Source organism: Acinetobacter sp. LMB-5, assembly GCF_001541635.1.
In the GTDB taxonomy this organism is placed as follows: Bacteria; Pseudomonadota; Gammaproteobacteria; order Pseudomonadales; family Moraxellaceae; genus Acinetobacter; species Acinetobacter pittii.
This window is the reverse complement of record NZ_LRDR01000006.1, coordinates 213,664-224,973: the sequence shown is the minus strand read 5'-3', so window position 1 is coordinate 224,973 and position 11,310 is coordinate 213,664. Positions and strand designations below refer to the sequence as shown.

Here is an 11,310-nt window from a genome sequence, read left to right as displayed (position 1 = left end):
AAACTGATGTGATAGTATTAGCCATTATTGTTTATTGTCATTTATAAAAGATATGTTTAGTTTGCATCCACAACTTGCTCAAGATACTTTTTTTGTAGGCGATTTTCCGCTTTCAACATGTCGTTTAATGAATGATATGCAATTCCCTTGGCTGATTTTAATCCCTCGTGTGCCGGGAATCACAGAACTATATGAGTTGAGCCAAGCTGACCAAGAACAGTTTTTACGTGAATCAAGTTGGTTATCTAGCCAGCTATCTCGCGTATTCCGTGCTGATAAAATGAATGTTGCAGCTTTGGGGAATATGGTGCCTCAATTGCATTTCCATCATGTGGTACGTTATCAGAATGATGTTGCATGGCCTAAACCAGTATGGGGGACACCTGCGGTTCCTTATACAAATGATGTGCTGGCTCATATGCGTCAAACTCTTATGCTTGCGTTACGTGGTCAAGGTGATATGCCATTTGATTGGCGCATGGACTAAATCAATGCAATGCCACATTTATGTGAATGTGGCTACATTGAGGTGTGGAGGATAGGGTGCAATTAGAGAGGTTTATCGATAGAGAGCCTAAGCAGTTTGCATATTTTCATCGTTTGATGGGATATTCAATTCTGTCATTAATTTTAGTGATCTATGCTTTTACCTCACCTAATACTAATTATCAGATCTATGTTCCACCTTTTTTCCTATTCCTACTTTTTATTAGTTCGAAGTTAGAACACTGGCTTCAGTACCAATTCGATAAAAAAACTCAAAAAAGTGTTTTCTTTGCAATTGATGCAATTGTTGTAGCCGTTACCTTAGCAGGTCTGCATCTTAATTTGGTGCCTACATTTATTGCACTCTTTGCATTATTTTATTCAGCAATTAATAGTCGTATTTCTTTCGCAGTCATTTGTTTGACCAGCTTATTAGGCGCGATTATTTTTTATTTAAGTACTTTCTTTTTATTTGGTTTTTATACATATTTTGAGCCTACTAGCCAAGAGTTGACTGTAATTACACTTCTTGGCTTGGTTATGTTTATTACCATTGGAAACTACTATCAGCATCGCTGGGTTAAAAAAATCAGTCAGCAGCGTCAGCATTATTATGATCAAATGACCCGTTATATTGCTTTTGCTAATCAGTTAAGCCGTTATGCGCCACTACAGTTGTGGCAGTCTATTATGCGTGGTGAGGCTGAAGCAAAGATTGAATATAAGCGTAAAAAAATGACGGTGTTTTTTTCTGATATTCAGGGTTTTACAGAGTTATCAGAAACTTTAATTCCAGATGATTTAGCATTCTTGCTTAATGATTATTTAAGTCATATGACGGAAATCGCTAAACAGTATGAAGCCACAGTCGATAAATTTATGGGTGATGCCATCCTCATATTTTTTGGTGATCCGAATTCACAAGGTGTGGAGCAAGATGCCAAAGCCTGTGTAGAAATGGCAATCGCTATGCGTCAGCAAATGAAATTGTTGCGCGAGCGCTGGAAAAAAATGGGTTACTCAGCATTGCATATCCGAATGGGCATTAGTACTGGTTATTGCCACGTAGGAAATTATGGGGCAACACATCGTATGGCTTATACGATTGTAGGTCGTGATGTGAATTTAGCGGCTCGTCTGCAATATGCTGCTGAAATAGATGAAATCTTAATTTCAGATGATACTTATCAATTAATCAAAAGTGATTTCCTGTGCGCACCTAAAACACCGATTTATCTAAAAGGTATTCAAGGTGCCGTAAAGACATGGCAAGTGATGGAGAAATATACAGGCAATAAATCGGATCATCAGCAATGGTTCGATTATGAGTATAAAGGCTTTCACTTGGTACTTAATTTAGAAGAAGTACAAAACTATGAATATCCTGAATTAGTAGAAGTGCTTGAGAAGATGATTCAACGAATTAAAGTTCAACAAACTTTAGTAAATACTCAAGGTATTGCACAGTTAAAACTTGAAGATGAAGTTAAACCTTTAGAAATAGACCAGCAAGATCAGGTTTAGAGTTTATAAAATATAAAAAAAAGCTGCTTTAAAAGCAGCTTTTTTATTAACATGATTAATGATTTTCTGAAGCATGGTTAATTGTATATTTAGGAATCTCAATTTCTAAATCTTCATCCACAACTTTTACTTGGCATGAAAGGCGAGAATCCGGTTCAAGACCCCAAGCGCGATCTAAAAGATCTGCTTCAACATCATCCATTTCTTCTAAGCTATCAAAACCTTTACGAACTACTACGTGACAGGTAGTGCAAGCACATGACATGTCACATGCGTGTTCAATTTTAATTCCTCGATCAAGCAAACTTTGGCAAAGATTTGCATTCTGTTCAACTTCAAATTCTGCACCTTCAGGACAAAATTGAGCGTGAGGAAGTACTTTAATGCGGGGCATATTGATCACCTATACCTTTAGTTTGAATTTGACCAATCTTCAAGTTTTGTACCTTTTAAGGCGTGGTCAATATGTCGATTCATACGTAGTGCAGCAAAAGCATCACTATGTACTTTAAGTTGTTCTACAGCTTTTTCAATTGCTTGAATATCATTGCCTTCAAGTTGTACTTTAAGCGAGTTTTCAGCGGCTTTAAGTGCTTCGAGCTGTTCATTATTGAGTAAATCAGCATCCACTTTCAAAGCTTGTTCTAATGCTTCAAGCTCGCGTTGGGCCTCAACTTTGGTTTCTTTTAAATGACGCAGATTTTTGTCTTCTTCTGCGTGTTGGAAACCTTCAATTAGCAAGCGTTCAGTGTCAGACTCTGATAAACCATAAGATGGTTTAATATCAATTTGAGCTTGTACACCTGAAGTTGTTTCACGAGCTGAAACAGTAAGCAAGCCGTCTGCATCTACCTGAAAGGTAACTTCAATACGTGCTTGACCAGCAGTCATTGGGGGAATGCCATGAAGAATGAATCTTCCTAACGATCGACAGTGTTCGACTAAATCTCTTTCACCTTGAACTACATGAATCAGCATGGCAGTTTGGCCATCTTGATAAGTAGTAAACTCTTGGCGGCGAGCAACCGGAATAGCCGTATTACGAGAAATAAGACGCTCTACTAATCCACCCATGGTTTCTAAGCCAAGAGAAAGAGGAGTAACATCTAAAAGTAGTGAGCCGTCTTGGCTGTTTCCAATTAATTGATTGGCTGTGATAGAAGCACCAATCGCTACTACTTCATCAGGATTAATCGTGCAAAGTGGTTTTTGGTTAAATACATTGCGAACTGCTTGCTGAACAGCATACGAACGGGTAGAGCCACCTACTAAAACCACATTTTGAATATCTGATAATTCAAGTTTTGCATCACGTAAAACACGTTTGCAAACACTGATTGTTTTGTCTAAAGCAACTTGAATAATGCTCTCAAAGGTTGAACGATCAAGTGTTAGTACATTTTCAAGTAGTTTTAACTGAACAGATTCTTGTGTAGAGAGTTGTTCTTTTGCTTGGCGAGCAGCAACAATAAATACTGCATAATTTTCATCACTTAGCGTATCAATATTTAATTGTTTTTTAGCCCACTTAACAATGAGACGATCTAAATCATCACCGCCTAAAGCAGTATGACCACCTGTAGCTAATACTTCAAAGACACCTTGTGAAAAACGTAGGATTGATACGTCGAAAGTACCACCACCTAGGTCATAAATCACATAGTTATGATCTGTAGCTAAATTGGTTTCTTGATCTAAACCATAAGCCACAGCAGCAGCAGTTGGCTCATTTAAAAGACGTAGTACATTCAACCCAGCCAGCTGTGCAGCATCGCGTGTTGCTTGACGTTGTGCTTCATCAAAATAAGCTGGAACAGTAATTACGGCTCCATTTACTGGGTTTTGTAAGCTAGATTCAGCACGCTCTTTTAGTTGTTTTAAAATTTCAGCTGAAATTTCAACAGGCGTTTTACGACCAGAACGTGTCTCGAAAGCTGGCATCTCATTTTCAGAACCCACTAATTCATATGGGTGTTGAAATTTGATATCTGCTTTTGAGCGTCCCATAAAACGCTTTACAGAAACAATTGTATTTTTTGGATCAGCAATAATGAAAGGTTTTGCTTCTTCACCATAATGAGTGACATCATTTCCATAATGCACAATAGAAGGAAGAAGTCGTCTTTCTTTTTCGTCGTTAAGGACTTTTGGTTTGCCTGATAACACTGTCGCAACTAAAGAATGTGTTGTTCCTAGGTCGATACCAATCGCAATGCGGTGTTTATGTGGGGCACTGGATTGACCCGGTTCAGCAATTTGCAAAAGTGCCATGAGTTAAATCCTTTGAATATAAATTGGAAAAAGCAAATTAAAAATCATCGTCTAAATCAAAGTTGTCTTCATCATCCAACAGTTGATCTTCTGCTTTTTCAATATCGTTAAGAACGCGCTGAAAGAAACGTAATTTACGTACAGTATCTCGAGCTTCGCCCCAATCTTCATCTGAGTAGTCAATTTTAAATTCGCGAACTAAGCCATCAATCCACTGAAAAACTTCTTGCTTAAGAGTACTTAAATGCTCTTGTGAAGTTGCTTCATCAAGTTGCTCACGAAGTTCTAGAGCTGATTGTAGGAACTCAAAATCACTAATGGATTGATCAAGGTGATGATCTTGCTTTTTTAACGCTAATAGATAAGCAGCGCGGCTATCTACTTGCGAAAGTACTTTAAAAGCTTGATTGATTTCACTTGATTTGATCAATGCCTGATCTTTATCTTCTGCTTTATCTGGGTGATATTGCTGTTGCAAACTTAAGAAACTAGATTTTAAGCTCGCCAAATCGATATCGAGTTCTACGGGTAAATTGAACAACTCAAAATGATTCATTAGAAAGGAGGTCCACGTTAATTAAATACATTAAAACAGTGCTATAAAAAGTCACTGTTTTAATGAAAAGGATGGAAGGAGAAGAGGGAGTTATACAGTGAAAGACTCACCGCAACCACATTCACCTTTTTTATTGGGATTGTTAAATTCGAACCCTTCGTTAAGGCCATTCTTTACGTAGTCCATTTCTAAGCCTTCTAAATAGACAAGACTTTTTGGATCTACAAAAACCTTAACGCCAAATTGTTCGAAAACTTGGTCATGTTCATCGACAGAATCAACAAATTCGAGAACATAAGCCAACCCAGAACAACCAGAAGTTTTCACACCCACGCGAATGCCTTCACCCTTACCTCGATTTTTAAGGTAATTGCTAATATGAGTCGCAGCATTTTCAGTTAAATGAATCATGAAAACTCCAACGTTTACAATGGTAACAAATTAAGCTTTAGATTTTTTACTGCGGTAATCATCAATCGCAGCTTTAATTGCATCTTCGGCTAGTACAGAGCAGTGAACTTTTACTGGAGGAAGAGCAAGCTCAGTTGCGATATCAATATTTTTGATCGCTTGAGCTTCATCAAGAGTCTTACCTTTTAACCATTCAGTTACAAGTGAGCTTGATGCAATTGCAGAACCACAGCCATAAGTTTTGAAGCGTGCTTCTTCAATCACACCACTATCATTTACCTGAATTTGCAAACGCATCACGTCGCCACATGCAGGTGCACCCACCATGCCTGTACCAACATTTTCAGAGTTTTTATCTAAAACACCAACATTACGTGGGTTTTCGTAATGATCAATTACCTTTTCGCTATAAGCCATTTCGCTTCTCCAAACCTCGGGGTCAGCCTAATATTAATATGAGGGTTAAAACACTAATTTCAATAATTAGTGTTCTGCCCATTCAACTGTAGAAAGATCGATACCTTCTTTGTACATATCCCAAAGCGGAGAAAGTTCACGTAATTTCTCAACAGCGGCTTTGGTAATTGTAAGCACGTGGTCAATGTCTTCTTCAGTTGTGTATTTACCAAAACTAAAGCGGATTGAGCTGTGTGCTAGCTCATCAGATAAACCTAATGCGCGAAGAACATATGAAGGCTCTAAAGTTGCAGAAGTACAAGCAGAACCACTTGATACTGCAGCATCTTTAAGCGACATCATTAAAGATTCACCTTCAACAAAGTTGAAGCTAACGTTTAAATAGTTTGCAACGTTTTGAGTTGGGTGACCATTTAAGAACACTTGTTCAAGGTCTTGTAAACCGTTCCAAAGTTTGTCACGAAGTTTACGGAGACGCTCTTGTTCTGCATGCATTGTTTTGCCTGCAATTTCAAAAGCTTCACCCATACCAACGATTTGGTGAGTAGCCAAAGTACCAGAACGCATACCACGCTCATGACCACCACCATGAATTTGTGCTTTTAGACGAATACGCGGGTTACGACGTACATATAATGCGCCGATACCTTTTGGACCATAAATTTTATGAGCAGAGAAACTCATAAGGTCAATTTTCATCGTAGATAAGTCGATATCAACTTTACCAGCTGCTTGTGCTGCATCTACGTGGAAAAATGTTTTATTGGCACGTGTTAATTCACCAATCGCTGCTACATCTGTAACTGTACCAATTTCATTGTTTACCATCATAAGAGAAACAAGAATAGTATCTGGGCGAAGGGCAGCCTTAACCATTTCAGGAGTGATTAAACCTGTTTGTGGTTCTGGCTCTAAATAAGTAATTTCAAAGCCTTGTTCTTCTAATTCACGACAAGGATCTAGAACAGCTTTGTGTTCAATTTTACTTGTAATGATATGTTTGCCTTTAGATGCATAGAATTGAGCTACACCTTTAAGGGCAAGGTTATCTGATTCAGTTGCACCAGAAGTCCAAACGATTTCACGTGGATCAGCTTTAATTAAATTTGCTACTTGCTCACGTGCATATTCAACTTTTTCTTCTGCCTGCCAGCCATAAGCGTGGGAACGAGACGCAGCATTACCAAAGGTACCGTCGAAAGTTAAACACTCCATCATACGTTCTGCAACTTGCGGATCTACTGGAGTGGTTGCTGCGTAATCAAGATAAATTGGACGTTTCATATCAAATACCTGTACCCGATAAAAGAGCTGAATCTGTGCCAGTCACATTTTGGCGTAATGCAACAGTTTGAACGTTGTCTCGGCTAATGAGGTCGGCAAGAGAGATTTTTGCTAAATAGTCGGCAATATGATGAGAGAGTTCTTGCCATAAATCATGAGTGAGACACATTGCACCATTTTGGCAGTTACCTTTATGGTCACAACGTGTTGCATCAACCGTTTCATTTACAGCTTCAATAATTTCTAACACAGTAATTTCATCAGCATTTCGAGCCAAATGGTAACCACCATTTGCACCACGAACACTAGAAACTAACCCATGACGCTTAAGTTTTGCGAATAACTGTTCTAAATAAGCAACTGAAATGGATTGGCGTGCGGCAATTTCGGCGAGCGTGATCGTTTGTTCAGTTGGCTGCAAAGCTAAATCAAGTAGAGCAGTCACTGCGTAGCGACCGCGAGTTGTAAGGCGCATGATTCGATACACATGTTAAGACTAGATAATAGGATTTTATGAATCCCGACTAAAATAGTCAAGTTTTTTTATTTTTAATTCAAGTGTAGGAACAAAATAGAAAAATAAATTAGGCAACCCAGAAATTATATATGAAATAAACAATAAATATTAGGCTAATTATACCAAAGGAGAAGTTAATATTTCGTTGACGTCGTTGTAAGCGAGTAATTCGATTTTGATATTGTTTAATTTCCACGTGAAGGGAGTTGATCTCTGATCTTTGTTGATCAATTTTCTCAAGTAATGGAGCGATCCGTTTACGTGAAGCAAGGGTTTCAGCTTCATCATCTGAAGTGTTAAACCACTGTTTCCAGTCAACTAGCAATTTTGGAAGAGTTAAATGAGAAATTAAATCTAGAAGTTCCTTTTTCGTTTCCTCATCACCATCAATACGCATATTTTTAAGACTGCGTTGGTTAGAAAAACCAAAAATTTTAATTAAATCGATAAGCGTACTATTGATCTCAAGATCAATATGTCTATCAAAAGAATGAATATCGAATAACAAACCTTTTTCTGTAAATTGAACATAGAAGTCAAAGAAAGGTAAATAGCTATTAATACGAATCGTTGTTTTGTTCAAAATAAACTTTTTCGCTTGCAAGCGAAGGGCACCATCGTGGGTGAGAATAAATGAAAAAAAAGTTTCTAAAATAATTAGAACAATATTCAGCAACAGACGCGGATGTTTTTGTCTTTGTTGCGTTTCACTCATAAAAGTTTATCCTTAGAAATAGCAATTAACCGAAGAATGGGACATCCTATCCCAAACTTAACACAATGTCGTGTTAAATATATTTACATGACTTATTTGCTTTGTAGAACAGTTTTGTAAATGGATCAAGTCTTTACTTTGTTATTATAGAAATATTTTGTGGTCAAATCAGTCATCATTTCTCTCATCTGATTAGGAGTTTAGATTAATGGATAATGCAAATACAGATACCCAGATAGAAGAGTCGGAAGAAAAAAATAAATTAAAATCAAAAAGTTCAAGAAAATCAGCTTTAGATTTTAGGAAGTATACTAAGCAAATTTGGCTAGCAGGACTTGGTGCTTTTTCACGTGCGGAAGAAGAGGGAAATAAGCTCTTTGATTCTTTGGTTAAAGTGGGTGAGGAGCTAGAATCAAAAACTGGAGACTTGGCAGACAATACTGTTGGCAAAGTCACAGAAAAAGCAAAAGAATCTGTATCTGAAACAAAAGACAGAGTAGAAAAGATTCTTGATACGAGTGTTAATCACTCTTTAAACCGTATTGGATTGGTGACACCAAAGGATTTGCAACACATCGAACAGCTGCTCGTACAACTGCATATTAAGGTGGATGCTTTAATAGAAGAAAATCAACAGTTGAAAGCAAAATTGAATAAAAAGTAAAAAAATGTTGGGATTTAGCAAATATATAACAGTTTTTTAGCATTTATTTTTGCTAAAAGCCCTGCTCTAGTATTGCGTTTTCCCCTAAAGCATTGCTATAAAGGCGTCATGGCCTTTTAAACTATAGCCTTGGACCTTAAACAAACGATATTAAGAGGATGTTTTATTCATGAATAAATCAGAATTAATCGATGCAATTGCTGAAAAAGGGGGAGTATCTAAGACTGATGCAGGCAAGGCACTCGATGCGACAATTGCGTCAATTACTGAAGCACTTAAAAAAGGTGACACAGTAACTTTAGTTGGTTTTGGTACTTTCAGTGTTAAAGAACGTGCTGCACGCACTGGTCGTAACCCTAAAACTGGTGAAGAGCTTCAAATTAAAGCAACAAAAGTACCTAGCTTTAAAGCTGGTAAAGGTCTTAAAGATTCAGTAGCTTAATCTTTTAAGATGAATAAACGCGCCAATATAGGCGCGTTTTTTATTAAATATCTGAATTGACCAATATTGCTCATTCATTGATTGTGGTTTTTCAGTTAAAATTCTCCTCGAAATAAAATATTGGAATACTTATGGAATCGTTTCGTACAGTCATTAAGGGTTGGCTCGGCAAAGTCCTTCTAATTTTGTTTTTGACCCCTTTAGCACTTGTAGGTATTGAAGGATATTTTAATAGGGGAAACAAGGCTGATGTTGCTAAGACAGTAAATGGCCAAGAAATATCTAAAAAAGACCTTGAAACTTTAACTCAGTCTTACAAAGAACAATATTTAGCTGCTGTTAAAGGGGATGAAAGTTTACTTAATTTGCCTGTCATTCAGGCTAAGGCACTCGATATTTTGGTGTCACGTAATCTATTAATACAGCAAGCAGAAAAATTAGGTATCTCTTTGAGTGATGCTCAAATTGAGCAAATGTTAGCTCAGCAGCCTAGTTTGCAAGAGAATGGTCAATTCTCACAAAAACTCTATGAAAATTACTTACGTTCTATTGGCATGACGAGTCAGGGTTTAATAGCAAGCCTACGTCAAGATCATGCTTTGAAAATGTTAACGTCAACCTTTGCTGATTACTCTTTAGTAAGCAAAGTTGATCTAATGCAAATTGCGAATTTGCAAACTGAACAACGTACGTTACATTTAGCTAGTATTAAATTAGATGCTTACAAAACAGGTTTAACTGCATCTAATCAAGAAGCTACAGATTACTATAACAAGCATCAAAATGAATTTAAGCAACAGGCTTCGGTTGATGTTGATTATGTTGTCTTATCTCCATCAATGATGGCTAAACCAGCTCCTGCAACTGAAGCTGAACTTCAGCAAGCTTATGCAAAGTTTGTTGAAACTCAGAAAAAAGATGCTAAACGAACTGTAAAGCATATTTTAATTACTACTGATGCTCGTGATGACGCAGCTGCTCAAAAACTTGCAAAAGAAGTTTATGCGAAAATTCAGGGTGGTCTTTCGTTTGCACAAGCTGCATCGCAGTTTTCTGAAGATCCTAGTTCAAAAGCAAAAGGTGGTTTAGTTGAAGCATATGCTCCAGGTGTTTTCTCGGATGCATTTGATAAAACTGTTTTAAGTTTGAAAAATGGACAAGTTTCGCAGCCAGTAAAAACACAATATGGTTATCATATTATTGAAGCAGAAACCCAAGCTAATCAGATCCCTTCATTTGAAGCTGAGAAAGCGCGTTTAACGGCTGAGGTTGAAAAGAATAAAGTTGCTACTGTTTATTCAGATGCCGTAAACAGTTTGAATGAAACAATTGTTGGTAATGATTCTTTAGAAGCTGTTGTACAAGAAGTAAAAGGTGCAAAGGTTGAATCATTGAATGGTGTAACTTTAGCAACTCAAAACCCATATTTAAGTGATCCAAGTGTCAAAATTAAGTTATTTAATGATGATGTGAAAAATGGTGACCGTAATGCATCATCTAATATTCAATTAGCAAGTGGTGATACGGTATGGGTTAAAGTGCGTGATTACCACGCAGCTGGTGTAAAACCATTAGCGCAAGCGATGAATGAAGCAAAAGCCAAAGTTATCGATGCAAAAGCGCGTAAAGCAGCCCAAGCAAAAATTGCTACCATGTTGACTGAGTTTAAAACTCAACCAGCAGAACAAGTAGTTGCTAAAAATAAAGTCGCATTTGAATCAGCTGGCGTATTTAGTCGTTCACAGGGTTTAAAGCGTGAAATTGAACGTGCAGCATTTAGTTTAGCTACCCCTAAACCAGGTATGTGGTCTGTTACAACAGCAAACTTACCAAATGAACTGGTAGTCGTTGCAGTTTCAAATGTAAATTCATCAGCCGCTAATGCTATTCCTGCTGATCAATTACAACAGCTAAAACAACTTTATCGTCAATCTCGTGGTCAACAAATATTGGAAGATTACAGCCAATATTTAAAATCACATGCAAAAATTAAATAATAATTTGATCAAATAAAAAAAGCGCT

Annotated in this window: 13 protein-coding genes; 5 read left to right on the top strand and 8 right to left on the bottom strand. The window is 37.2% G+C overall.

Annotated features, from left to right (window positions below; all coding sequences use genetic code 11):
* The first annotated feature begins 52 nt into the window (after positions 1-52).
* Entirely contained in the window at positions 53-487 is a 435-nt protein-coding gene (locus tag AW165_RS09960; RefSeq protein ID WP_002117900.1) for an HIT domain-containing protein, read from the top strand.
* Between the two features lie 56 nt (positions 488-543).
* The gene (locus AW165_RS09955) at positions 544-2,010 is read left to right on the top strand and encodes an adenylate/guanylate cyclase domain-containing protein (RefSeq protein WP_060465717.1); all 1,467 of its coding nucleotides are present in this window, start codon (positions 544-546) and stop codon (positions 2,008-2,010) included.
* A gap of 55 nt (positions 2,011-2,065) precedes the next feature.
* On the opposite strand, the gene fdx is transcribed toward AW165_RS09955, so the two are convergent.
* The 8 genes from fdx to AW165_RS09915 all read right to left on the bottom strand — a co-directional run bounded on the left by fdx (position 2,066) and on the right by AW165_RS09915 (position 8,181).
* Positions 2,066-2,404, bottom strand: coding sequence for an ISC system 2Fe-2S type ferredoxin (gene fdx, locus AW165_RS09950; protein ID WP_002117947.1), 339 nt, complete (start codon positions 2,402-2,404; stop codon positions 2,066-2,068).
* A gap of 17 nt (positions 2,405-2,421) precedes the next feature.
* Positions 2,422-4,281, bottom strand: coding sequence for a Fe-S protein assembly chaperone HscA (gene hscA, locus AW165_RS09945; protein ID WP_060465716.1), 1,860 nt, complete (start codon positions 4,279-4,281; stop codon positions 2,422-2,424).
* Between the two features lie 37 nt (positions 4,282-4,318).
* Positions 4,319-4,837: a Fe-S protein assembly co-chaperone HscB gene (hscB, locus tag AW165_RS09940; protein ID WP_002117921.1), complete on the bottom strand. Its 519-nt coding sequence runs from the start codon at positions 4,835-4,837 to the stop codon at positions 4,319-4,321.
* A 90-nt stretch (positions 4,838-4,927) separates the two neighbouring features.
* The gene (gene iscA / locus AW165_RS09935; RefSeq protein ID WP_002117986.1) at positions 4,928-5,248 is read right to left on the bottom strand and encodes an iron-sulfur cluster assembly protein IscA; all 321 of its coding nucleotides are present in this window, start codon (positions 5,246-5,248) and stop codon (positions 4,928-4,930) included.
* A 30-nt stretch (positions 5,249-5,278) separates the two neighbouring features.
* Positions 5,279-5,665 carry a Fe-S cluster assembly scaffold IscU gene (iscU, locus tag AW165_RS09930; RefSeq protein ID WP_002117907.1) on the bottom strand — a complete coding sequence of 129 codons (387 nt, stop codon included), beginning with the start codon at positions 5,663-5,665 and terminating at the stop codon, positions 5,279-5,281.
* Positions 5,666-5,731: 66 nt separating this feature from the next.
* On the bottom strand, positions 5,732-6,949 hold the full coding sequence (locus tag AW165_RS09925; protein ID WP_060465715.1) for an IscS subfamily cysteine desulfurase: 1,218 nt from the start codon (positions 6,947-6,949) through the stop codon (positions 5,732-5,734).
* 1 nt (position 6,950) lies between these two features.
* Positions 6,951-7,424: an Rrf2 family transcriptional regulator gene (locus tag AW165_RS09920; protein ID WP_002117915.1), complete on the bottom strand. Its 474-nt coding sequence runs from the start codon at positions 7,422-7,424 to the stop codon at positions 6,951-6,953.
* A gap of 109 nt (positions 7,425-7,533) precedes the next feature.
* Positions 7,534-8,181 (bottom strand): hypothetical protein, encoded by a 648-nt coding sequence (locus tag AW165_RS09915; RefSeq protein ID WP_039761169.1) that lies wholly within the window; start codon positions 8,179-8,181, stop codon positions 7,534-7,536.
* A gap of 208 nt (positions 8,182-8,389) precedes the next feature.
* On the opposite strand from AW165_RS09915, the gene AW165_RS09910 reads away from it, so the two are divergent.
* From AW165_RS09910 to AW165_RS09900, 3 genes are all read left to right on the top strand, one after another.
* A complete protein-coding gene (locus tag AW165_RS09910; RefSeq protein WP_005069443.1) occupies positions 8,390-8,845 on the top strand; it encodes a phasin family protein in 456 nt (151 codons plus the stop codon).
* A gap of 169 nt (positions 8,846-9,014) precedes the next feature.
* A complete protein-coding gene (locus tag AW165_RS09905) occupies positions 9,015-9,287 on the top strand; it encodes an HU family DNA-binding protein (protein WP_001043034.1) in 273 nt (90 codons plus the stop codon).
* Between the two features lie 131 nt (positions 9,288-9,418).
* A complete protein-coding gene (locus tag AW165_RS09900; protein ID WP_039761325.1) occupies positions 9,419-11,284 on the top strand; it encodes a SurA N-terminal domain-containing protein in 1,866 nt (621 codons plus the stop codon).
* The last annotated feature ends 26 nt before the right edge of the window (positions 11,285-11,310 follow it).

Excerpts from the sequence above, each read along its gene's own strand:
- AW165_RS09905 (WP_001043034.1), top strand. The coding sequence starts at position 9,015 with ATGAATAAATCAGAATTAATCGATGCAATTGCTGAAAAAGGGGGAGTA.
- hscA (WP_060465716.1), bottom strand. The coding sequence starts at position 4,281 with ATGGCACTTTTGCAAATTGCTGAACCGGGTCAATCCAGTGCCCCACAT.
- iscU (WP_002117907.1), bottom strand. The coding sequence starts at position 5,665 with ATGGCTTATAGCGAAAAGGTAATTGATCATTACGAAAACCCACGTAAT.
- iscA (WP_002117986.1), bottom strand. The coding sequence starts at position 5,248 with ATGATTCATTTAACTGAAAATGCTGCGACTCATATTAGCAATTACCTT.
- AW165_RS09960 (WP_002117900.1), top strand. The coding sequence starts at position 53 with ATGTTTAGTTTGCATCCACAACTTGCTCAAGATACTTTTTTTGTAGGC.
- AW165_RS09910 (WP_005069443.1), top strand. The coding sequence starts at position 8,390 with ATGGATAATGCAAATACAGATACCCAGATAGAAGAGTCGGAAGAAAAA.
- AW165_RS09900 (WP_039761325.1), top strand. The coding sequence starts at position 9,419 with ATGGAATCGTTTCGTACAGTCATTAAGGGTTGGCTCGGCAAAGTCCTT.
- AW165_RS09915 (WP_039761169.1), bottom strand. The coding sequence starts at position 8,181 with ATGAGTGAAACGCAACAAAGACAAAAACATCCGCGTCTGTTGCTGAAT.
- AW165_RS09920 (WP_002117915.1), bottom strand. The coding sequence starts at position 7,424 with ATGCGCCTTACAACTCGCGGTCGCTACGCAGTGACTGCTCTACTTGAT.
- AW165_RS09925 (WP_060465715.1), bottom strand. The coding sequence starts at position 6,949 with ATGAAACGTCCAATTTATCTTGATTACGCAGCAACCACTCCAGTAGAT.
- hscB (WP_002117921.1), bottom strand. The coding sequence starts at position 4,837 with ATGAATCATTTTGAGTTGTTCAATTTACCCGTAGAACTCGATATCGAT.
- fdx (WP_002117947.1), bottom strand. The coding sequence starts at position 2,404 with ATGCCCCGCATTAAAGTACTTCCTCACGCTCAATTTTGTCCTGAAGGT.